This window comes from Syntrophales bacterium (assembly GCA_030018935.1).
Classification (GTDB): Bacteria; Desulfobacterota; Syntrophia; order Syntrophales; family CG2-30-49-12; genus CG2-30-49-12.
On the sequence record JASEGZ010000017.1, the window covers coordinates 14,071 to 37,140 of the forward strand.

General features: G+C 50.1%; 22 protein-coding genes and 1 tRNA gene. 6 read left to right on the forward strand and 17 right to left on the reverse strand.

All coding sequences use genetic code 11. The annotated features are described in order from the left end of the window. Nucleotides 1-10 precede the first annotated feature (10 nt). From nrdR to QMD03_04870, 12 genes are all read right to left on the reverse strand, one after another. Nucleotides 11-484, reverse strand: a complete 474-nt coding sequence (gene nrdR / locus QMD03_04815; protein MDI6776552.1) for a transcriptional regulator NrdR — start codon at nt 482-484, stop codon at nt 11-13. Beyond that, the gene (locus QMD03_04820) at nt 481-969 is read right to left on the reverse strand and encodes a cytidine/deoxycytidylate deaminase family protein (GenBank protein MDI6776553.1); all 489 of its coding nucleotides are present in this window, start codon (nt 967-969) and stop codon (nt 481-483) included. The genes nrdR and QMD03_04820 overlap by 4 nt, the downstream gene beginning before the upstream one ends. A 53-nt stretch (nt 970-1,022) precedes the next feature. After that, nucleotides 1,023-2,291, reverse strand: a complete 1,269-nt coding sequence (gene glyA, locus QMD03_04825) for a serine hydroxymethyltransferase (protein ID MDI6776554.1) — start codon at nt 2,289-2,291, stop codon at nt 1,023-1,025. After that, a complete protein-coding gene (rpiB, locus tag QMD03_04830) occupies nt 2,269-2,781 on the reverse strand; it encodes a ribose 5-phosphate isomerase B (GenBank protein MDI6776555.1) in 513 nt (170 codons plus the stop codon). The genes glyA and rpiB overlap by 23 nt, the downstream gene beginning before the upstream one ends. A gap of 2 nt (nt 2,782-2,783) precedes the next feature. Then, the gene (fabF, locus tag QMD03_04835; protein MDI6776556.1) at nt 2,784-4,046 is read right to left on the reverse strand and encodes a beta-ketoacyl-ACP synthase II; all 1,263 of its coding nucleotides are present in this window, start codon (nt 4,044-4,046) and stop codon (nt 2,784-2,786) included. Between the two features lie 29 nt (nt 4,047-4,075). Further along, nucleotides 4,076-4,312: an acyl carrier protein gene (acpP, locus tag QMD03_04840; protein ID MDI6776557.1), complete on the reverse strand. Its 237-nt coding sequence runs from the start codon at nt 4,310-4,312 to the stop codon at nt 4,076-4,078. Nucleotides 4,313-4,358: 46 nt separating this feature from the next. Further along, complete coding sequence (fabG, locus tag QMD03_04845) at nt 4,359-5,102, reverse strand: 3-oxoacyl-[acyl-carrier-protein] reductase (GenBank protein MDI6776558.1); 744 nt, start codon at nt 5,100-5,102, stop codon at nt 4,359-4,361. An 18-nt stretch (nt 5,103-5,120) separates the two neighbouring features. Then, on the reverse strand, nt 5,121-5,306 hold the full coding sequence (gene rpmF / locus QMD03_04850) for a 50S ribosomal protein L32 (GenBank protein ID MDI6776559.1): 186 nt from the start codon (nt 5,304-5,306) through the stop codon (nt 5,121-5,123). Between the two features lie 30 nt (nt 5,307-5,336). Next, nucleotides 5,337-5,861: a DUF177 domain-containing protein gene (locus QMD03_04855; GenBank protein MDI6776560.1), complete on the reverse strand. Its 525-nt coding sequence runs from the start codon at nt 5,859-5,861 to the stop codon at nt 5,337-5,339. Nucleotides 5,862-5,995: 134 nt separating this feature from the next. Beyond that, a complete protein-coding gene (locus tag QMD03_04860; GenBank protein ID MDI6776561.1) occupies nt 5,996-7,348 on the reverse strand; it encodes a nicotinate phosphoribosyltransferase in 1,353 nt (450 codons plus the stop codon). Beyond that, nucleotides 7,345-7,962: an isochorismatase family protein gene (locus QMD03_04865; GenBank protein MDI6776562.1), complete on the reverse strand. Its 618-nt coding sequence runs from the start codon at nt 7,960-7,962 to the stop codon at nt 7,345-7,347. Before QMD03_04865 ends, QMD03_04860 begins: the two co-directional genes overlap by 4 nt. A 105-nt stretch (nt 7,963-8,067) precedes the next feature. Further along, nucleotides 8,068-8,478 (reverse strand): 4Fe-4S binding protein, encoded by a 411-nt coding sequence (locus QMD03_04870; GenBank protein MDI6776563.1) that lies wholly within the window; start codon nt 8,476-8,478, stop codon nt 8,068-8,070. 244 nt (nt 8,479-8,722) lie between these two features. Between QMD03_04870 and QMD03_04875 the strand changes: the two genes are divergently transcribed. Both QMD03_04875 and QMD03_04880 read left to right on the forward strand, forming a co-directional pair. Then, nucleotides 8,723-10,792 (forward strand): DEAD/DEAH box helicase, encoded by a 2,070-nt coding sequence (locus QMD03_04875; GenBank protein ID MDI6776564.1) that lies wholly within the window; start codon nt 8,723-8,725, stop codon nt 10,790-10,792. A 373-nt stretch (nt 10,793-11,165) separates the two neighbouring features. Next, nucleotides 11,166-11,238, forward strand: a tRNA-Glu gene (locus QMD03_04880). Nucleotides 11,239-11,349: 111 nt separating this feature from the next. Here the strand turns inward: QMD03_04880 and rlmN are convergent. The 4 genes from rlmN to QMD03_04900 all read right to left on the reverse strand — a co-directional run bounded on the left by rlmN (nt 11,350) and on the right by QMD03_04900 (nt 16,751). Then, a complete protein-coding gene (rlmN, locus tag QMD03_04885) occupies nt 11,350-12,378 on the reverse strand; it encodes a 23S rRNA (adenine(2503)-C(2))-methyltransferase RlmN (GenBank protein MDI6776565.1) in 1,029 nt (342 codons plus the stop codon). Then, nucleotides 12,371-13,594 (reverse strand): NADP-dependent isocitrate dehydrogenase, encoded by a 1,224-nt coding sequence (locus tag QMD03_04890; protein MDI6776566.1) that lies wholly within the window; start codon nt 13,592-13,594, stop codon nt 12,371-12,373. Before QMD03_04890 ends, rlmN begins: the two co-directional genes overlap by 8 nt. Nucleotides 13,595-13,650: 56 nt before the next feature. Further along, nucleotides 13,651-15,579: an aconitate hydratase gene (locus tag QMD03_04895; GenBank protein MDI6776567.1), complete on the reverse strand. Its 1,929-nt coding sequence runs from the start codon at nt 15,577-15,579 to the stop codon at nt 13,651-13,653. A gap of 194 nt (nt 15,580-15,773) precedes the next feature. Beyond that, nucleotides 15,774-16,751: an NlpC/P60 family protein gene (locus QMD03_04900; protein MDI6776568.1), complete on the reverse strand. Its 978-nt coding sequence runs from the start codon at nt 16,749-16,751 to the stop codon at nt 15,774-15,776. 254 nt (nt 16,752-17,005) lie between these two features. Between QMD03_04900 and mtgA the strand changes: the two genes are divergently transcribed. The 4 genes from mtgA to QMD03_04920 all read left to right on the forward strand — a co-directional run bounded on the left by mtgA (nt 17,006) and on the right by QMD03_04920 (nt 21,955). Further along, nucleotides 17,006-17,896 carry a monofunctional biosynthetic peptidoglycan transglycosylase gene (mtgA, locus tag QMD03_04905; protein ID MDI6776569.1) on the forward strand — a complete coding sequence of 297 codons (891 nt, stop codon included), beginning with the start codon at nt 17,006-17,008 and terminating at the stop codon, nt 17,894-17,896. A 221-nt stretch (nt 17,897-18,117) separates the two neighbouring features. Continuing rightward, the gene (locus tag QMD03_04910) at nt 18,118-19,248 is read left to right on the forward strand and encodes a Coenzyme F420 hydrogenase/dehydrogenase, beta subunit C-terminal domain (protein MDI6776570.1); all 1,131 of its coding nucleotides are present in this window, start codon (nt 18,118-18,120) and stop codon (nt 19,246-19,248) included. Between the two features lie 133 nt (nt 19,249-19,381). After that, nucleotides 19,382-21,331, forward strand: a complete 1,950-nt coding sequence (locus tag QMD03_04915; protein MDI6776571.1) for a thiamine pyrophosphate-dependent enzyme — start codon at nt 19,382-19,384, stop codon at nt 21,329-21,331. Nucleotides 21,332-21,334: 3 nt separating this feature from the next. Further along, nucleotides 21,335-21,955, forward strand: a complete 621-nt coding sequence (locus QMD03_04920; protein ID MDI6776572.1) for an indolepyruvate oxidoreductase subunit beta — start codon at nt 21,335-21,337, stop codon at nt 21,953-21,955. Here QMD03_04920 and QMD03_04925 read toward each other — a convergent pair. Then, nucleotides 21,915-22,889, reverse strand: a complete 975-nt coding sequence (locus QMD03_04925) for a glycosyltransferase family 9 protein (protein MDI6776573.1) — start codon at nt 22,887-22,889, stop codon at nt 21,915-21,917. The genes QMD03_04920 and QMD03_04925 overlap by 41 nt on opposite strands. Nucleotides 22,890-23,070: the final 181 nt, after the last annotated feature.

The following is a 23,070-nucleotide window of genomic DNA, read 5'->3' on the forward strand; positions in this document are numbered from 1 at the left end:
TGATGAATCTTTACTGTTCGCTGCTTGCCTTATTGGTACTCAGGAAGGTTTTGAGTTCCTTCAAGAATTCACTAACATCACGGAATTCCCTGTATACCGAGGCGAACCTCACATAAGCAATCCCGTCAAGTTTCTGGAGCTCTCCCATGACCTTCTCTCCTATGACAGACGAAGGAATTTCTTTTCCATAAAACTTCTGGCAGCCTTGCTCGATATTCTCCACGATACTCTCAATAGCCTCGATACTGATGGGACGTTTTTCACATGCCTTTTTGATACCGACGAGTATTTTTGTCCTCTCAAAAGGTTCTCTACGGCCATCCTTTTTGACCACTACGGGGAGGACCTCTTCGACGAATTCGTAAGTGGTAAAGCGACCTTCACAAGCGAGACACCCACGCCGCCTCCGAATGGCGCTGCCATCCTTGCGAACACGTGAATCAATTACCCTGTTCTCCGCACTTCCACAAAAGGGACATTTCATAACTGAGATACCTTGATACCGGTTTCCTGGAACATTTCCTCAGCCATCTTATCCATGTAACCTTCCCGGAAAACGACCCTGATGATGCCTCCATTGATGAGCATTTTTGTACAGATGATACAGGGATGATTGGTGCAGTAAAGGGTTGCTCCCTTCACGCTCACCCCGTGGAGGGCAGCCTGGATAAGGGCATTCTGTTCGGCATGGAGTCCCCGGCAGAGTTCATGACGTTCGCCGGAAGGAATTCCGAGTTGTTCCCGCAAACATCCAATATCCACGCAGTGACGCATTCCCGTTGGGGCGCCGTTATAGCCTGTGGTCAATATCCTCCGTTCTCTGACCAGAAGGGCGCCGACGGCACGCCTCCGACACGTAGAACGTCTTGCCACAAGTTCCACGATATCCATGAAGTATTCATCCCAGTCTGGCCGGAGAGTTTTCTGACCCGTCCCCCGGCCAGGGGAGGTAAATGTATTATCTGTCATCTTTCATCTTTATATATCATACGTCGTACGTCTTTTGACATACGACATACGACTTACGACTTACGACTTACGACTTCTCTCAGCCTTTCACTGTACAGGGAAAATTTCTCACAGAGGGCTTTAACCTCCTCACCGATCTCCTGTAGACGCTTTTCGTTATCCATATGCATGAGGACTTCGGAAATAAGGCGAGCAATGATTTTCATTTCCCCTTCCTTCATGCCCCTCGTCGTAACTGCCGGCGTGCCGATTCTGATACCGCTGGTGATTTGCGGACTCCTGGTATCGAATGGTATGCTGTTTTTATTTACCGCAATTCCTGTCCGGTCAAGGACCTCCTGGGCATCTTTTCCCGTAATCCCTTTATCGGTCAGATCAGCCAGAACCATGTGATTATCGGTGCCTCCCGAGACAAGGCGAAATCCCCGAGAGATCAGCCCATCTGCCATGGTCCTGGCGTTTTTCACGACCTGGGACTGGTAGTCCTTGAATTCACCGGAAAGGGCCTCTTTAAAGGCCACAGCCTTGGCGGCAACGACATGCATCAGAGGGCCACCCTGCATGCCGGGAAATACGCAACTGTCCAGCATTTTAGCGAACTCCTTCCGGCACATGACAAAACCGCCTCGTGGACCACGTAATGTCTTGTGTGTTGTTGACGTTACAAACTCGGAGCTCTTAACCGGTGAGGGATGGAAACCCGTGGCAACCAGACCCGCAATATGGGCGACGTCCGCCACAACCATCGCTCCTGCCTGATCGGCAACCATTCTAAATCTTTCAAAGTCTATGACCCTCGGATAGGCGCTGGCCCCAGCAACAATGAGCTTTGGCCTGTGCTTTTTGGCCAGAGCTTCCACTTCATTGAAATCAATAGTTTCCGTTTCTCTGTCAACACCATAGGAAACAACATTGTAAAATCTCCCAGAAAAGTTTGTTGGGCTCCCGTGTGAAAGATGCCCCCCATGGGATAGCTTCATCCCTAAAATCGTATCCCCCGGTTGCAGGACCGAAAAGTAAACTGCCATGTTAGCCTGGGTGCCTGAATGGGGCTGGACATTGACATGTTCGGCGCCAAAGAGCTGCTTGCATCGCTTGATGGCGAGGGTCTCCACGGTATCTACAAATTTGCATCCCCCGTAATATCTCTTTCCCGGATAGCCTTCGGCATATTTATTTGTCAGGATACTCCCCTGTGCCTCGAGGACGGCCTCACTCACGAAATTCTCCGACGTGATTAGATTCAGTTTTTCTGTCTGTCTCCGGGTTTCCTGGAGGAGAGCCCTGGCAACCTCCGGATCAGTTTTCATTAACATCGTCATTGAGTATCTGTCCTCCTGTTTTAACAATTACCTGCCTGAACAGTCTCTTTTCCAGTTCCCTGATTTTATCGAGACGTCTCTGATGACGCCCCCCCTCAAAGGCCGTTTTCAACCAGGTGGCGATAATCGCTTTCGCTGTTTCTGTATCCGTTTGCCTCCCTGCAAGGACAAGGACATTGGTATCGTTGTGGAGCCTGCTCATGCGTGCCGTATCTTCATCGAGGCATAAAACCGCCCTGACAGAGGGGAATTTATTAGCGATGATGGCCATGCCGACACCAGAACCACAGAACAGTATACCCCGGGTAAATTCTCCCGAAGAAACCTTTTTGCCCACCATGATACCAAAGTCAGGATAGTCGGCATCATCCCTCCCGTGGGTCCCCACATCAGTAATCTCCTGACCCATTTCGGTTAAGTATTCCTTGAGTGCCTCTTTAAGGGAATATCCGGCGTGGTCTGAGCCGATGACGATTTTTTCTGTAACCATTTTTAGTCATTAAATTTCTTAACTATCAGAGCCGCATTCACCCCGCCGAAACCAAAGGTGTTGGACATGGCGGCACTTAGCTCCTTTTTCCTTGACCGGTGGGGGACATAATCGAGATCGCAGGCGGGATCGGGGTGATCCAGATTGATGGTTGGCGGGATAATGCCTTCATAAATAGACCTCACCACGACAATAGCCTCCACGCTACCGGCGGCACCTAAAAGATGGCCTGTCATGGATTTTGTCGAGCTCACGGCAATCGCTTTGCTATGTTCTCCAAAGACTGTCTTGATGGCCTCTGTCTCGTATATGTCATTGAGCGGTGTTGATGTACCATGGGCATTGATGTAGTCAATATCGTTGGGACTCATCCCCGCTTCATCCAGGGCAAGTTGCATGCATCTGGCGGCCCCTTCGTGGCCGGGAGGCGGCGCTGCTATATGAAAGGCGTCACTGGTTGAGCCGTAGCCTGCCAGCTCCGCATATATCCTGGCTCCTCTGTTTGTGGCAAACGATAATTCTTCCAAGATCAAGATGCCACACCCTTCGCTGATGACAAAACCATCCCGATCTCTGTCAAAAGGTCTGCTTGCTTTTTCCGGGTGATCATTATTTATGGAAATCGCTTTCATGGCGTTGAACCCTGCCACACAGAGGGGACAAATGGCCGCATCGGCACCTCCCGCGATCATTACATCGGCATAGCCGTGAGAGATAATCCGGAAGGAATCTCCTATGGCATTGGTCCCTGCCGCGCATGCCGTTACGGGACAGTTTACAGGTCCCTTGGCCCCAAACCTGATTGATACATGACCGGAACCAAGATTTGCAAGAACTGCAGGGATGAAAAAGGGAGATGTTCTTGTGGGGCCGACATTGAGGATTGCTTCCTTTTCCCTTTCCAGGGTGGCAAGTCCCCCGATTGCTGACCCTATTATCACACCCACCCTTTCAGCAATTGCATTGACGATGGTCAATCCCGCATCCTCTAAAGCCATCTCGGCGGATGCTAAAGAGTAGACGATGAAATCATCTAAGCGGCGAAGTTCTTTTTTGCCCACAAAGTTCAGGGGGTCGAAATGCTTCAATTCACCGGCAATCTTTGTTTCATAACCAGTTGTGTCAAATTTTGTGATCTTTCCGATTCCCGATCTCCCCGCACAGATCCCCTCCCATGTATCTTTGACGGTATTACCGAGGGGGGTAACCGCACCAAGGCCCGTTATAACGACCCTCCTTTCCTGCGTCAAGGCAAGCCTTTTCAATTAAGCCCTCTTTTTGAACAAACTTTAATTTAAGATATACCCTTACTCCTGAGAAAGTCAATTACATCCTGGATGGTTCTGATCTTTTCCAGTTCATCATCGGCAATCTCTAACCCGAAATTTTCTTCCATTTCCATGATCAGTTCGACGAGATCGAGGGAATCGGCCCCCAGATCATCTTGAAAGGATGCTGCCGGTACACATTCTTCCCTTGAGACATCCAGTTGTTCCATAATAACATCTATGACCTTTTCTTCAAGAGTCATAAATCCTTTCCCCCTATTATTTTGCTGGTTGCTGATCGCTTGCCGCTTACATATACAGGCCACCATTGACCCGTATGACCTGCCCGGTGATATAATTAGCTTCTTCTGAAACCAGAAAAGCGACTGCGCCGGTCACATCTTCCGGTGTCCCAAGTCTTGCCAGTGGTATCTGATTTTTGACCTTTTGTCGCTTCTCATCCGAGAGGAAAGCGGTCATGTCCGTTTCAATGAAGCCGGGAGACACAGCATTGACACAGATGTTTCTCCCACCAAGTTCCCTGGCCAATGATTTTGAAAGCCCGATAACACCGGCCTTGGAGGCAGAATAAGCTACCTGACCGGCATTTCCTGCCTCAGCCGCAACTGACGTGATATTGACAATCCGTCCCCACCGTTGCTTCATCATATATTTGGTGACGGCCTGACAACAATTAAATACCCCTTTGAGGTTCGTGTTGCTCAAACGATCCCAGTCTTCCTCCTTCATCCGGGCCATCAGACCATCAAGGGAGATGCCTGCATTGTTAATCAGGATGTCTATCCTGCCTTTTTCCTTTACGATATTTCCGACAGTGTTACGTGTTGCCTCAAAATTTGATACATCAAAAGGACATGTCTTGCCTTCCCCGCCCCCTTCCTTTGCCATTCGCAGGGTCTCGATGGCGGCTGATTCGTTCCGGAGATAATTTATATATATGAAGGCGCCATCCTCCGCAAGTTTAATGGCGACGGCACGACCGATCCCCCTCGAACCGCCTGTGATAAGGGCTATTTTCCCTGAGAGTCTCATATACCACTGATCAAACTTTTAGGAGATTTTTTCGAGCGGGATCACCTCCCGCCCCTTGTAAGTTCCACAGTGTGGACAGGCACGATGGGGTAACTTGGGTTCATAACACTGTGGACATGAAGAAGGCAAAGGAGGTGTAAGAAAATCATGAGATCTCCGCTTGTTTCTCCTTGTTTTTGAATGTCTTTTAACAGGATTGGGCATAGTTGTCTTCCTTCCTTTTCCAGTTTGGTTCTAAACTTTTACTTTTTTTAAAACGGCCAGCCTTTTGTCTATAAAGTCGGCATGGCAGTTACAGCTTGCCATATTTAGGCTGATCCCGCAATGGGGACAGAGCCCCTTACACGAATCCTTACAGAGCACCTTAATCGGGATTTGGAGGACGATCTGTTCAAATATGATCTGGTCAAGGTCAACGGTATCGTCCTGGTAATAACCAAATTCGAGATCTTCGGAACTCAACTCTAATTCTTCTTTCTCTTTGTCATCAGCCGGAACTAAGGTATACCTGATTTCATTTTTTAAGGGAAGAGAGGTGACCTCTAAGCAGCGGCAACACTCTACATCAACGATTGTTTCTATGTTTCCCACAATTGATAGGGTCTCCCGGAGTCTTTTTATAGAAAGTAATACATCGGCCCTCTGAAGGAAAAACGCTCCTTTTTCTTTTTCTGGCAAGAAACTACGAAACCAGTCTCCGTCTTTGGAAAACTGGAGATTCAATCCATCTTCCGGTATATTCATTACACAGAGCTTCAAGATACACCCCCATCGCAGAAGGCCGTCTTTTTTACTGATCGCTGATAGCTGAACGCTTACATATTTTTTAAGATAAGGTATGCTATATAAGGCGTTGAAGTAAATTATAAACCAGTACGATTGTCAAGAATAATTTAAACTTTCATGCCAAGCATACGTTCAGCTTCCTCTTTCAGTCTGGATAATGCTGGAGAAATCTCAACAGGGTAGAGCGGTGTTGTCTCCAGGGCATAAAGATGTGGGGGAAGCAATTTCAATTGCTCGCGCAGATAAGCGGCGATTTTTTTTAAATCCCGGGATTGTGAGATCCTCCGGCCTTTTGACATCACCTTTTCTAAGAGAGGATTGCCTTCCACTGCGTCCCCTTCAATGGTCACGATGTCCCTTGTCATTTTCCCGTTTTCAAGCTGGCGGAAGACCTCCTTGCGTCCAGGGAGGGTGGCTTTCCCCCGTGACTTCTTGAATCTGGGTTTGCCTGCATATTCCATAAGCTTGTAAGCACAATCGAGATATGGGGCATCTGCCGAGGTGTCCAGTTTCGTTCCCACGCCGAAGCCGTCAATGGGCGCCCCCTGAGAGAGCAGATCGCGAATCGCGTATTCGTCGAGATTGCCGCTGACGAAGATCTGGATATCCTTAAAACCACTGCGATCCAGGATCTGACGGACATCCTTTGACAGGGTAAGCAGGTCACCACTGTCAATACGTACCGCACGCACCCGGATCCCCTCTTCTGTTAGCTTTCCTGCTGCCTCGATCGCCTTTTCCGCACCCCTTCGGGTATCGTATGTATCAATTAGGAAGATTGCATTATCCGGATTGGCTTCGGCAAAGCTCAGAAAGGCATTTCCTTCGTCTTCGTGGGCCTCGACAAAGGAATGGGCCATCGTCCCGGAGATGGGAATTCCGAACAGGGGTTCTGCCAGAACGGTTGATGTAGAGACAAATCCGGCAAGATAGGTGGCACGGGCCGCCAGGAGCCCGGCCTCAGCCCCGTGTGCCCGCCGGAGACCAAAATCAACAAGGGTAGCTCTACCGGCGGCAGCGAGTGTGCAACGTGCCGCTTTACTTGCAATAAGGGTCTCGAAATGGACGAGATTAATCAGGCGGGTCTCGATGAGCTGTGCCTCTGGCATCGGGGCAATGACACGGATTATGGGTTCGTTGGCAAAAAAGACCGTCCCTTCCGGCATAGCGTATACATCACCGCTAAAGCGGAATGTGGAGAGGTAATCAACAAGATCCCGGGAGAACCTACCGGTGTCGGCAAGGTATTGTAGTTCCGCTTCAGAAAAGTGCATGCCTTCTAAAAAGTCAAGAAATGTCTCCAGACCAGCAGCCACAAGGAAACTGCGGCCTTCCGGCAGGCTGCGGACGAAAAATTCGAAGACCGCCTCCTCATACATCCCTGCTTTCACGTATCCCTGCAACATGGTGAGCTGGTAGAGGTCTGTCAGAAGAGGACTGACCAGTGGATTCATTTTCATTGCCCGATCCCCTCAGTTGTTATGGTTTTTGCCCCTTTTCCCGCCATCTCTCTCAGGGACCTCTCCCCATCGCCCTTGTTCGCATCCACGGCACGGATAGCATCGGTTAAGACGTATACCTCATATCCCTCCTTCAGAACGTCTCTGACAGTATTCAAGACACAGTAATCGGTAGCCAGTCCACCGACGAATATTCTCCTGATTCCGAACTTACGCAGGTGCTGATATAACGTATTTCCCATCGCATCCCGCCCATATAATGCCGAGTACTCCTCTTTCTCTGTCTCTGTACCCTTTGAGATGATGGTGGCCACCTTCGGCACCTTCAGATGGGGAGAAAATCTTGCCCCTTCTGTATCCTGGACACCATGGGAGGGCCAGGGACCGCCCTGTTCTCGAAACGAACAGTGATCGGGTGGATGCCAATCCCGGGAAAAGAAGATAGGGAGGTTTCTCTTCTCAAATATTTCAATGGCGTGGTTTAAAGGTGGAATAATCCTGTCTCCCTCAGAAACGGCAAGGGAACCTTCCGGAAGGAAGCAATTCTGAACATCAATTACCACCAGGACATCTCCGGCCTGGGGAGATATTGGTTTGCTGACTGGATTTGCCACCTCTTTGTCCTCCTTAAGGTTGGTGGTATCTAACGGAACAAACCTTATGCCTGTAATGAAAAGAGGTATCAACGGGGAATGGGTAAGGAAGAAAGCGAGACCAAATTAAAAGAGGTTGACCTCCATGGCTCTTACAGGGCAGGCTGTCACGCAGAATTCGCATCCGTTGCACTTTTCCGGATCAAAGAAGACTTTCATGGATGGCCTCTCAAAGGACAGGGCATCTGTTGGACAGAAGGCCGTACAGGCTCCACAGTGCACACATTTTTCTGGATTCTGGCTGACGCTTTTTGAAAGTGGCTCGACCCTGAGTCCCTTTTCTTTTAGAAAGCGGATCCCGTGATCAAAGTTTTCTTTCAAACCGCCCAGCTCAAGTACCATCATCCCCTCTCTGCGGGGGAAGACCCGCGCCTTGAGGATATTGAACACAAGGTCATACTTCTTTACCAGTTGGTATATGATGGGTTGTTCCACAATATCTGCCGGATAGCGTATTACCACCTTTTTTGAGTACATGTTCTCTGCAGATCTCCAGAAATTTTTTCCGATATTAAGGGTATGTTGGGTTCTTGTCAAGAATTAGTTTAGAGGTACTCATCTCGCATCACATCTTTCTCCTTCTGTCAATTGTCTCGCCCGACCCCCCGTTGCCTGGCCCATTCTGGGTGAGCAGATCACTTGCACTGATAATCCTTTACTTGGGGGTACAATCTGTGATAAAATATTAAGAAATTTGGATATTTGTAATTTAGAAGATAGAATGAAAAACAACTATCTGCGAAGAGCCAGAAAAAATTACGGAACGTATAAAATCAACAATCCGGTAAGAATGCAGCCGGAAGTGGAAGCAGTACTTAAAAATATCTTTGTAAAAATCGGGAAGCCCCCCTCGACGCAATTAGTCCCGGACCCATTTCAGATACAGGCACTGGAAGCGATCAAAAGGACGGATTGTCTTGTCATAGCCCCAACTGGATCTGGAAAAACGTGGATTGCCGAACAGGCGATTCTCTCCGTTTTCCGTAAAGGGGGGCGCTGCTGGTATGCCTCTCCTCTGAAAGCCCTGACCAATGCCAAGTGGGTAGAATTTGGCGATCATTTTGAGAGCGAAAATGTGGGGATACTGACAGGGGATACCAGAGAAAACACCAATGCCCCGATCATCGTCGGTACAACGGAAATCCTGAGGAATCAGCTCTACGACGTCATGTACCAGGGTGGTGATTTAAATTGTGATCTCGTTATTTTAGACGAGGCCCATTTTCTGGGAGACAAAGACAGGGGTGTGGTCTGGGAAGAGGTCATGATCTACCTGCCGACAAGGATAAATCTCCTCCTTCTCTCTGCTACAATCGGAAATGGTCATGAGATTGCCGGATGGCTTACCTCTATACGGGGTAAGGAATGTGTGGTCGTAACAGAGAAAAAGAGACCTGTTCCCCTCTATCCATTGTTTCTCCACCCTTCCGGGAAGATCATGCCCTACCTGGAAAAGAGAAACCTTTACAGCAGGGTAAAGGAGTTTCTCGATGTGAGACGCAAAGACCATCCCCAGGGGAAAAACTCTTACCGCTTCGGGGAAATTATCAAGGTACTGGAGAGGTTTCAACTTCTACCTGCCATCTTTTTCCTTAAATCACGAGCGGAATGTGATGCGGCGCTGAAAAACTGCCCGGCCCGGCCTGTTCATACCGAAGACAGTATCTTCCAGCAAGACCTAAAAGAACTCCTTAACCGCTTTCCCTACCTGAAAAATCACAAACAATTGCGTTATCTAAGCATGTCACGGGTGGCAGCCCATCATGCCGGACAACTCCCCGCCTGGAAATTCCTGGTAGAAGCAATGATGAAAAAGAGTCACCTTCATGCCATCTTTGCCACGACTACTGTCGCGGCAGGCGTCAATTTCCCCGCCAGAACCATTGTTTTGTTTAACTCGGATACCTTCAACGGTCATGAATTCAGTCCCTTAAAGGGTACAGAATTCCACCAGATGACGGGCAGGGCGGGCAGGCGGGGGCAGGACGAGATCGGATTCATGCTGGCCGTTCCGGGAAGGTTCATGGACATCACCCACATTAAGCATCTCCTGTTCAGAGAGCCTGAAGACATCTTAAGCCAGATACGTAGCGACTTTTCCATGGTCTTGAATCTTCTTCTCTCCCAAACACCGGAGGACATCAGAAATATCTTTGCAAAGTCCTTAGCCACCTATCAGCGTATCCACCGTCATGGGGGGAGGCATGCGCAAGAAGAAGGATTAAACCTGTGGGATGATTTCTGCAGGCATTTAGATTTCTTAAAGGTAGAAGGGTTTGTGGATGAAAACAATCGCCTTACAGAAAATGGCATCTGGGCCTCAAAATTGAGGCTGGACCAGCCCATTCTTATTGCCGAATGCTTGCGGCAACATGCCTTACCGGAAGAGGACGAGAAACTCTTGGCGGCGGCGGTTGCCCCGTTCGTCTATGACGGAGACCATGATGTTAAGATATACGGAAAAAAGTCTTACCGAAGACTAACCCGTGCCTATAATAAAGTCATCGCCGTACTGGGGCCCCTGTCAGAGCGTATGAAAGCTGCGGGGTTTACCGTGAGCCCCCTGTTTTTTTGGACAGGTGCGTTAATATACGACTGGGCAAGAGGTGGCAACTGGGAGGAAATCATGCAGAAGATGGATATAGCCGAGGGAGATATGGCGATGCTTATCCTGAGAACTGCTGATAACCTGCGGCAGATTGCATCATTGAAAGAGACGCACCCTGAGATGGCGGCGCTTGCCGTCAGGGCGAGAAAAGCGATTTTGAGAGAACCCGTGGTTTTTGAATAGTCCGGGGGGAGGAGATTCTTTTTATGTCATAAGTCGTACGTCGTAAGTCATAAGTCAAAAGACATACGACATAGGACTTACGACATCGAGTGAAGGTTCGCCCCTTTTTCCTCCTCCCGGGTGGAGGCCTCCACGGGCATTCTGTTACAATCGTGTCCCCTGATACTGCCTGCATGGCGGTTGTAGGAAACGCACTGGTTATAAACACTTAATCCACCACCTGAATGATCCTTCTCCTTTCACCTGAAGTGGATTAAGGGAACATTTGTTGCTTGACATTTCCATAGACAACAGGATATAAGCACCAGCCTGCAGAATGTGACAGTCAGTGAGCCGTCGGATTCTAACAGAATATTTTCTTGGAATAACTCAGGTCCCCATCGTCTAGAGGCCCAGGACACCGGCCTTTCACGCCGGTAACCGGGGTTCGAATCCCCGTGGGGACGTCTAATGAAGGGTTAAATACTTGCCCTAACCAGATTACCTATAATCTGACTCGTTCCCATCGTGGAGTAGCGGAGAGGAGTGAACAGCCACTAAATAGAAATCTGGTTTGTTTAGTAAACCTGGCCACTTAACTGGCCGCAGGCGGCGAGAATGTCGCTCCCTTTGCTGGCGCGAATGATTGCCGTGTAATGGTGTTTAATCATGATTTCCCGAAAGGTATTTACGTTTTCTTCGGACGGGGTTTTGAAGGGTGAGTGGGGGAATTCGTTAAGAGGAATAAGGTTTAACTTGCAGCGGATACCCCTGAGGAGGTGGGAGAGTCTTTCCGCATCATGAGTAGAGGCATTGATGCTTTTGATCAGGACATATTCAAAGGTAAGCATCCTTCGCCTGGGCATGGGATAGTCCCGACAGGCCTTAAGCAGTCCTTCCAGGGGGTATTTCCTGTTTATCGGCATAAGAAGACTTCTCGTTTCATTGTCCGGGGCGTTGAGGGAGACGGCGAGATTGACGCAGATATCCTTTCCCAACCTCCGGATCATCGGAGTAAGGCCACAGGTGGATATGGTAACCCTCCTCTGAGAAAATACCGGTCCCAGTTCGGAGGTGATTATCCCGAGCGCCTTCAAGGTATTTTCATAATTGTCCAGAGGCTCCCCCATCCCCATCATCACGATATTCTTGATGTCTTTTCCCTCCGGCATGTTGAACCGGAGCATGGTGATCTGTCCCGTTATTTCGGAAGGGAGGAGATTTCTCCGGAAACCATGCTTACCCGTCAGGCAGAAACTGCAGGCCATCCTGCATCCGGCCTGGGTGGAAACGCAGACCGTCCAGTGGTTCTTTCCGGGAATGAGGACGCTTTCGATAAAGAGACCATCCTCTAACTTAAAGAGGATCTTCTTGGTACCGTCCTGGGAGGTCTGGATCTTTACGATTTCCGGTTGGCCGATCCTGGCAATCTCGCTGAGTCTGGTTCTGAAATCCCCGGCAAGGCTGGTCATTTCCCCGAAGGTGGTGGCCCCATGTTGGTAGAGCCATTTCACGATCTGTTTTGCCCTGTATTTCTCCTTGCCGAGGGAGGCGATAAATACCTCGATCTCTGCGAGAGACAGATCTTTCAGGTTCGGCTTATCCATTCAGCTTCTTTTGCAGGCAGCCGGCAACGGCATCAATAAATGCTTCCGTATCCACTTTTTTATTGTTGGGGCTTTTGTCGGCCACGAGGATAAGGTCACCGGTCATGGCGCCCGTCTCCACGGTCTCCCTGGCCGCCTCTTCTAATTTGTCGGCAAAAGAAACAACTTCAGGCGTTCCATCCAGTTCACCACGCTTGCGAAGACACCCTGACCAGGCAAAGATAATCGCCATGGAGTTGGTAGAGGTTTCTTCTCCTTTCCTGTATCTGTAGTAGTGTTTCTGAACCGTGCCATGGGCGGCCTCGTACTCGAAATACCCGTGGGGAGAAACCAGAACAGAGGTCATCATGGCCAGGCTCCCGCAGGCTCCCGCAATCATATCGGACATCACGTCGCCGTCATAGTTTTTAAGTGCCCAGAGGATCCCCCCCTCTGACTTCATGATCCTGGCCACGGCATCGTCAATGAGGGTGAAAAAGTAAGAGGTTCCCGCTTCCTGAAATTTTGCTCTCCAGTTTTTTTCGTACTCTGTGGCAAATATATCTCGGAAGCGGGCATCGTAGGTCTTGGAGATGGTATCCTTGGCGCTGAACCATAGGTCAATCTTCTGATCAAGGGCAAAGGTGAAGCAGGCCCTGGCAAAACTCTCTATGGATTCATCTGTATTGTGGATGCCCTGAATAATTCCCGGCCCTGTGAATTCTTTGATCGTTTGCCTGATCGGTTTACCGCCGCCGGCGGGGGTGAAGATGATCTCTGCTTTTCCTGCCCCTGTTATCCGCATCTCCGTATTGGCGTATACATCACCGTAGGCATGTCGTCCTATGGTGATCGGCCTCTTCCAGGTGGATACGGAAGGCCGGATATTTTTTACGAGGATCGGTTTCCTGAACACCGTCCCGTCAAGCATCTCCCTGATCGTCGCATTGGGACTCTTCCATGGTTTCTTCAAACCGTACTCTCTGACGCGATCTCCGTTGGGGGTGATCGTCGCACACTTGACGCCTACGCCATACCTCATGATTGCCTTTGCCGCATCGGCTGTGACCTGGTCGGAAGTCTCATCACGGTGCCTTATATGAAGGTCGTAATATGCGATCTTCATGTCCAGATGGTGAAGGAGCAGTTTCTCCTTCACCATTCCCCACATGACCCTTGCCATCTCGTCACCGCCGATCTCGACGATGGTGGATTTTACCTTTATTTTTCCCGGCATGAAACTGTTTTCTCCCGTAGCGCAGACCCGCCGTCAGCACCCGCCGAAGCCCGTTTCTAAAGGTTGAGGATACCGCCTGCCAGTAGTATTTTTTTCTGTCTGGCGGAGATGTCACAGATGACCTCGAAAGACGTTCCTTGCGACAGATTTTTAACAGTTATCTTTCCGTCTTCTTCAATCATCCTTTTAATGTCCGGTATCTCCTGGCTGTCTCCCTGCTCGAGACGATTGTAATCCCCTTCGCCCTTAAATGTGAGGGGAACAATGCCGAAATTGATCAGGTTTGCCGCATGAATCCTTTCAAATGATCTGGCAATGACAGCCTTTACGCCTAAGAACATGGGGCAGATGGCGGCATGTTCTCTTGATGAACCCTGTCCGTAGGAAAGCCCGGCCACGATGATATTGTGTTTCCCCTCATCTCTTGCTTTTTTCGCCCGTGCGGGGAAGTTTTTGTCCAGGAGATCAAAAACGAATTCGGCATATTTAGGTATATTGGAGCGGTACTTCATCCTGTCACCGGCGGGGATGATATGATCGGTGGTAATGTTATCCCCTGCCTTGATGGCGACCACACCGGCAATCGTTTCGGGGAGAGGATGGCTTTTGGGTGGCGGGCCGATATTCGGCCCCCTGTATATCTCGACGGTCGTTGGTTCCTGCGTATCACCGGGCTTGATGATCATCCTGTCGTCAATATAGAAACGTTCCGGCATTCTGATCTCCGGGTAGGGGATACCGAGGTCGCGCGGATCGGTGAACCTGCCTGTGAGTGCGGCGGCAGCAGCGGTTTCGGGACTCACAAGATAGACATCGGCGTCCCTTGTACCCGACCTGCCGGGAAAGTTTCTGTTCGATGTCCTCAGCGAAACGGCTTTCCCCTGGGGGCTCTGGCTATTGCCGATGCAGAAACCGCAGGCATTTTCCGCGAGTCTCGCCCCGGCGGCGATCATGTCGGCAAGGTAACCGTCTCGGAGAAGATTCTCCAGAACCTGTCTGGAACCAGGTGCAACGACGAGGCTGACTCCCGGGCGTGCCGCCTTCCCCCGCAGGATCATGGCTGCCGTCGCCAGATCCCTGTAGGAAGAGTTTGTACAGCTCCCGATACAGACCTGATTCACCTCAATTTCGCCCACATCCCTGACAGCGCTGATGTTATCGGGGCTATGCGGCCTTGCGGTGAGTGGCGCCAGTTCCGACAGATTGATATCCACAATCCGGTGGTATGCGGCATCCGGGTCGGCCTTAATCTCTACCCAATCCATTTCCCGTTGCTGTGCCTTCAGGAAAAGCGCTGTCATCTCATCGCTGGGGAAAATGGAGGTGGTCACACCGCATTCCGCCCCCATGTTGGCGATCGTTGCCCTCTCCGGCACCGAAAGGGTGGCGGTCCCTTCACCTCCGTATTCAAAAACACAACCCACGTTTCCCTTTGTGGTGAATAACTCCAGGACCTTAAGGACGATATCCTTTGCCGAGACCCAGGGGGGGAGTTTACCAGTGAGGACGATCTTGACCACGTAAGGGCAGGTGAAATAGAATGGCTCACCTGCCATGGCGAGGGCCACATCAAGCCCACCTGCACCGAGGGCAAGCATCCCGAGAGCCCCGCCTGTTGGGGTATGACTATCAGAACCAATCAGGGTCTTTCCTGGTTTTCCAAACCTCTCAAGATGTACCTGATGGCAGATGCCGTTTCCCGGTCTTGAGAGGTAAATACCATACTTTTGCGCTACACTCTGAAGGTACCGGTGGTCGTCTGCATTCTCAAACCCGATCTGGACGGTGTTATGATCAATATAACTTACCGCTAATTCGGTTTTGACCCTTGGGATATTCAGCGACTCGAACTGTAGGTAGGCCATTGTTCCTGTGGCATCCTGGGTTAAGGTCTGATCAATCCTGATACCTATCTCTTCTCCGGGGATAAATCTGCCGGAGAGGAGATGTGCCTCGATGATTTTTTCTGTGATTGTTTTGCCCATAAGAGCATGCTCTCTTGTTTGATCTCCTTTGGCCATCTGGGGCACAACTCAGGAGTCAGGAGTCAGAAGTCAGGAGCCAGAATCAAGAGGAGGTAAGAAGAATATACAAGGCAGAAGAATAAATCAATAAAAATAGAAAAGGGGCGGCTGAAACCACCCCTTTGGAAACTCTCTTCTATGGTAAGAACAGTGACCTAAACCTCACCCTCACCATCCAGTCCTTTTACCCGTACAGCCCTGATAAAACGCTTATCAAAGTAAGGCGATTCCAGGCTATCTACTCTTACCTCTCTGTTCCGAAAAGACGCATGGATAAATTTATTGTTTCCAATATAGATCCCCACATGGCCAACCGGCCGCCGGGTATTGAAGAAGACCAGATCACCTTCCTCCAGTTCATTTCTCGGCACGCGCTTACCCACGTAGGACTGTTCACGGGCCGTCCTGGGGAGGTTGATACCAAAAAACTGATATATCTTTCTTACGAATGCGGAACAATCAATGCCTCTAATCGAGGAACCACCAAAACGATAAGGTGCGCCGAGGAAACCTTTTACCACCCTCACAAATAATTCTCGTTCATTGAAGTCACTCCATTTACCGAGGAGTTCCGTGTTAGCCTCTTCGTCTTTTCCCACTTCTCTCCCGTCATCTTCCCCGACATCCTCACCGTCATCTTCAATTTCACCTTCCGATGCTGCTATTTCTCTTGTATCATTGATAGCATTTTTTGTCGCCCCTTCCATTCTGATTACGGGCTTTGATAGGACGAGCATCTGTCCGATCTTTAAGTGATGGGTACGGAGGTGGTTCGTTCTTTTGATCTCTTTCACTGAAAGACCGGTCTTTTTTGCAATGCTAAAAAGGGTATCCCCTTTTTCCACAAGATAAGATTCCGTTTTGATGGAAGGCAACGTCCTGCATTTTGCTATTTTCTTTCTCTTTGCTTGTTCAGGGATGGTGAGAATTTGATTGGGTCTGAGGGCATCGCTTTTGAGGTTATTGGCTTCTTTTAAAGCCTGCGTGTTTACACCCAATTTCTTTGAAATTTTGGAAAGGGTATCGCCACGCTTGACTCTATAGAGTTCCTTTGCAAGTCCCTCCTGGTAAATTCCAAACGACAAGAACAGGACAATCAGTCCCATCCATAGGAAAATCCGCCGTTTCATCATGAAGTACCTCCTTATTTTATTCGGGGGCTCCCCCACTTTTGCAACGGTGTACAGATTTTGACAATGGATGACAAACTGCACACTATCACTACTTTTGTTGTCTACTTATAAAAAATATTCTCATAAGTCAAGCTTATTTTTTTGATATTTTTTAGTACTCAAGAAATGGAATCTCAAGGCTTTTAAAATTCCGCAAGATAGGATATATGATAGGCAAGCATTCAGGTGATTTTGGGGAGAAGTAGTATATCGCTGTGATTAAAAAATCGTTTGTCATTACCGCGTTCCTTCTCATCCTGGTCCTCTTCGGGAATATCGGCCTGTATCTTGTTTATCCCGATGTGTCAAAATTGAAGAAATGGCGCCCGAAGAAGACCGCCTTCATGGAATATCAGGAAAAAGAGTGGCTGAAACAGGGGAAGAAGAAAAAGATAAAATATAAATGGGCGCCTCTGTCGAAGATATCTCCTTATCTAATCAAGGCGGTAATTATCGCGGAGGATGATAAGTTCTGGTCGCATGAGGGTTTTGACTTCGAGGCCATGCAAAAGGCCATAGAAAAAGATATTAAAAAGAAGAGGTTCAAGGCCGGGGGGAGTACCATAAGCCAGCAACTGGCAAAGAATCTTTACCTGTCTCCGGCAAAGAATCCTGTACGTAAATTGAAGGAAGCCATCCTCACATGGAGGATCGAGAGAACCCTTTCCAAGAAAAGGATCATCGAACTCTACCTGAACGTGGCGGAATGGGGAGATGGCCTGTTTGGTATCGAGACAGCCGCCCGTCATTATCTTGGGAAAGGCGCTGCATCACTTACCGCTCTCGAGGCCGCAGAGCTTGCCTCCGTGCTTCCCAATCCGAGACGGTATAAGCCCACCGGGCTGTCAGGATATGTAAGGAGCCGTTCGGCAAGGATCTATAAGATCATGGTAAAAAGAGGCATCGTGATCCCGGAGTATGAAGAAGTGATGGATGAACTCGATAAGGAAGCAGTAGAGGATCAAGAAGACCTCAATGAACAGCAAGAATCAGGCAGTCAGGAGGATGTTGGTGGTATATCTAATGCGGTTGACAGGGGGCGCATGGGTGGACAAGCAGATAATCCACAGACGGCCCCTGATGAAACGCACGTAACGATTCCATAAACAGGTGATTATTCGTGGCTGAACCGGTACATTTACTGTAACTACTCAAGTTAATAGGGGCAAAGGCACATATTGGGGACAGATTTGAAATCTGTCCCCACGTTTTGCCTATTTGCTGCTTAACTTCCTGATTAAACTGCTAAGCATTGTGCCTCTGTGCCTACCTGAATAGTTACCATCTATTTATTCCCATAACTTAATAAATATGGAGGTTAGTTCAGATGGAAGACAGGAGGATGGGGCAAAGGGAACTTCAGCAGGGGGTTATAGATACGCATCTGTGCACAGGTTGCGGTGCCTGTGTCGGTCTTTGCCCCTACCAGACATTGTACAATGACGGGATAATTCTTCTCCATCCGTGTGACATCAAGGTTGGTCGGTGCTATATGTTTTGCCCGCGGACTCCCACGGAGATCCCGACCATCCGGAAGAGTTTATACGAGGAAAGAGACTTGACGCCGGAGATAGGCGCCGTTAAGGGGTTCTACATTACGAGGGCAACGGATGAGCAGGTACGGAAAGGCGCTCAGCACGGGGGCACTGTTACCACACTCATGATGCTGGCCCTTCAGGAAGGCATTATTGACACTGCCGTCATCGCTGAAGGTGAGGAGAATTTCCTCCACCAGGGTATTGCGGTTAATGACCCCTCGGAAGTGAAGAGGCGGGGAAAGAGTAAGTTCATTATATCCCCGACGGTTGCGGAATTCAACAGGGTGGCAAAAGGCAAAGCGGAGAAGATTGGGGTCGTGGCGACACCCTGCCAGGTCCTGGCCCTGGCCAAGATGCGCCTCAAACCTATTCCCACAGATGATAGTAACATTGGTAAGTTGAAGCTCGTTGTTGGTCTGTTTTGTGGCTGGGCACTTTCCTGGCGCGGATTCGTGGATCTGTTACGGAAAAAAACAGACCTGGATGCCATCATCGGCATGGATATCCCGCCACGGAAACACACCTTAGAAGTATATACAAAGGGGGGGACAATCGAATTCTCCATCGAGGAGGTCAACTCCTGTATCAGAGGGGCGTGTCACTATTGCTTTGACACAACAGCCGAATTCAGTGACATCTCTGTGGGCTCTGCCCGGCTGCCTGGAGGGTGGGAAGAGACGAGAACCTGGAATCAGGTCATCGTGAGGACGCAGCGCGGGGATGATCTTGTGCAACTGGCCCGCGCCAGGGGTTTGCTTGAATTCCGTGAGGCGCCCAGAGGAAGCTTAGATGAATTGAAAAGGGCCGCCATGGAAAAGAAGAGGACAGCTCTAAAAAACATAGTTGGCAAGAGCGGCAGTTCCCATGACCTCGTGTATCTGGATCGCTGTGACCCGGTGGTGCGTATGCTCCAGGGCTGAAGAGAAGTCATAAGTCGTAAGTCATAAGTCGAAAATTCGAGGACATATGACGTACGACTTATGACGTATGACTGATGTGTTAGTCGTAAGTCATAAGTCAGTTTTCCTTAATTTACATAAAGAAGTGGGGGTTATGATGTCGAAATTGATAGAGCAAAAGGAGGGTGTTCAGTATCTGCTCATGGGTAACGAGGCAATTGCCCGCGGAGCGTTAGAGGCGGGAGTGAGCGTTGCCTGTGGCTACCCAGGCACCCCTTCCTCGGAAATTATTGAAACTCTCTCTAAGGTGGCAAAGGAGGGAAATCTCTATGTGGAGTGGTCAGCCAACGAAAAAGTGGCCATGGAGGTCGCTGCGGCGGCGTCCTTTGCCGGACTGAGGTCCCTCTGTACCATGAAACAAAATGGTGTGCATGTAACGTCCGATTTCCTCCTCCATCTTGCCGCTTCCGGAACCAGGGGGGGGATGATTCTCGTCTCCTGTGAGGACCCGGGGGCATTATCCAGTGTCAACGAGGTGGAATCCCGCTATTTTGCCCCCATGATCGAGATCCCCCTCCTCGAACCGGCGGATTTCCAGGAAGCTAAAGATATGACCAGATGGGCTTTTGAACTCTCAGAAGAGATCAGGAATATCGTCATGGTGCGAAGTGTCACCCGCCTTTCCCATGGCAGCGGGAATGTCAGCTTTGGTAAACTTCCCGACACGAAAAGGCAGGCCGAATTTAAGAGTGATGGTCCTATCCTCGATCCGGATGAGGGCCTGGTGTTCAGTGCACCGGTCGTCTATAAACATCAGCTCCAGCAGGAAAAAATAAAAAGGGCAAGGGAGATATTTGAATTGAGTCCCTTTAATACCTATCAGGGACCGGAGAAACCAGAGCTTTTGCTCATCACTTGTAGCATCTGTTATCTCTACTGCCGGGAGGCTATCAGTCTACTGGGGGTTAAAGAGAGGGTAGGCGTATTGAAGTTCGGTACCACCTGGCCACTGCCACCAGAACTCCTCAAGAGACATCTATCCCTGACGGACAATATCCTGATTGTGGAGGAGGTCCGACCATTTCTCGAAGAGCATGTAAAGATCCTTGCCGCTGAGATGGCCCCGGAGATCGGGATCAAGACCTTTTACGGTAAGGAAACCGGCCATTTTCCCTCGGTGGGAGAGCTGAACCCCGATCTTGTAGTATCGGCTCTGAGCAAGATCCTGGGAGTCAGTAGTTATATCGGAATGCCTCCCGACTATGAAAAAAAGGCAGAGATGCTGACCTCAACCCGGACCCCCAGGAGAGACCTGATCTTCTGCCCTGGCTGCCCTCACAGGGCATCCCTCTGGTCAATTCATAACGCCCTGCAAATGGATGGCCGCAGAGGTTTCGTCTGTGGTGATATTGGCTGTTATTCCATGGCCATCCTCTCTCCGTCCTGTGGTTTTGGCACCATGAAGACATTACATTCCATGGGCTCCGGGACAGGTATTGCCAGCGGCTTTGGAAAATTCGGGCAGTTTGGCATGGAGCAACCGGTGTTGACTGTTTGTGGGGATTCCACGTTTTACCATGCCGTCATCCCGGCCCTGATCAACGCCGTCCATCATGCGGCGAATATGACGTTGATCGTCCTGGATAACGGCGGAACGGCGATGACGGGATTCCAGTCCCACCCCGGTCTGACGGTCAATGCCATGGGAGAGGAGGTGCCGGCCGTTGACATTGCGAAGATATGCGAGTCCCTCGGTGTCAGGGTGGAAATTCGTGACCCCTTTGATCTGGAGGAAACCCGGAAAGTGATAAACCGGTTTCTGGAAGAGGAAGATGGTGTCAGGGTGTTGATCCTCCGACAGATATGTGGATTGAGTCCTGAGAAGAAGGCCGGGAAGAGATACGAGATGCGGGTTGATGAGGAACTCTGCCTCGGTGAGAACTGCGGATGCAATCGCCTGTGCACCCGGATATTCCGCTGTCCCGGCATTAACTGGGACAAGGAAAAGAAGAAGGCCAGGATTGATGAGGTGATCTGTGCCGGCTGCGGCGTTTGTTCATTTATCTGTCCTGCGGAGGCGATAAAGAGGGAGGAGGCGGCATAAGAGATGAAGAAGAAGCAGTTGTCGAAGGATCCTTATAATATTGTGATTACCGGCGTTGGCGGTCAGGGAAATGTCATGGCCTCGAGATTGCTGGCCAATATGCTGGTGCGGAAGGGCTGCCAGGTCACCATAGGAGAAACCTTCGGGGCATCTCAGCGGGGTGGTTCGGTGATGAGTCATCTCAGGGTTTCGGCAGAATCTGTATGGAGTCCCCAGATCCCAAAGGGAAGGGCAGATATCGTTGCTGCCCTTGAACCTGTGGAGGCGCTCCGGGTCCTGATGCGCTATGGCAATCCGGGAGTTAAGGTGCTAACCAATACCCGGCCCATCTATCCCGTGGGTGTCATTGCCGGGGAGCTGGATTACCCCTCCCCGGAAGAGATCAGGGCAACGGTCAAGGAACTATCAGCTTATGCCTGGTTCATCGCCGCCACAGATGAGGCGATTAAACTGGGTAATCCCATCTTAGGGAATATCGTGATGATAGGTGCCATTGCCGGGATGGGTGAACTTCCCATTGCCCGGGAAGACTTCAGAGAAGTGATCGTAAGTTCCATGCCGGCGGAGAAGCTGGATGTCAATCTTAAAGCCTTTGATATTGGGGTTGAGAAGGTAAAGCAGTAACATCTCCACGGGCTGGAAAAACCTGCCCCAGCGCCTCCCTGATGACCTCCTGTACTTTACCGATTCCTAAGGTCTCAAGACATCGGCTCTGTTCCGTGCCATTGCAACCTTTCTGACGGCAGGGGACACATTCCATGGGGGGAACGACACAGCGGTGATGTTCTCCAATGGGCGCCCATTCCCGCCAATCTGACGGGCCATAGATGGTGATCGTTGGCGTTCCCACAGCCGCCGCGATATGCGGGGCAGCGCTGTCCACACCGAGGTGCAGACGGCTTAACTGGAGGAGGCCGGCCAGTTCAATCAGGGTAGTCTTACCGACAAGGTTATAAACGGTACCCCGGCAGGCCTTTACCAGTTCAGCCGCCCTTGCCCTTTCGGCTTCCACTCCCACGACAACGGTGGCAACATGGAATTCGTCCCAAAGATAGGCGATGATTTGCACCCATTTGTTGTAACCCCATTCTTTGTATCGCCATCGGGAGAAAGGATTGAGCGTAATCCATGGTGCGGCGCCGATTTTTTCGGCATCAAGAAGCCGCCGCACCTGTTTGCCGGTCTGTTCCGTTATCCAGAGCCTGGGGACGGTTGTCTCCGCATCAATACCGACTCCCCGGACAATACGGAGGGACTGTTCCGCAGCTCTACGATTTTTCTCCTTCACCGGTAGAGGAAGGACGAGGTGGGTAAACAGCCTGTTGCGCCAGAAGGGAAGACCGCAGTAGTACTGGGCGACCCTGACAGACGCCCCGCTCAGATATGCCATGATCGCTCCCCGGTCATCGGCGCGGAGATCAAAGACAAGCCTGACAAGGGCATCAATTAAAACATAGGCCTCCTCGTCTTCACATTTGACGTGACAGCACCGGCATTGTCGCTGACAGTTTTCACAGTAGTAAAGCCCGTTTAAAGAGATTATTTTGACTCCGTGCATACTTTCATACTTTTCCGATACCCTTTCGGGGCTATTTTTTCAGGTTTATCGTGACCGACGCGGCATTTTCTGACCGGAGGAACCTGGGTTTGTTTTGGGCTTTTTATCGTGGGAGGAACATTATTGAGTTTCCCTGCCCCATAGCCCCTGTTGTTCATTCACTCTCTGCCAGAAAAACCGG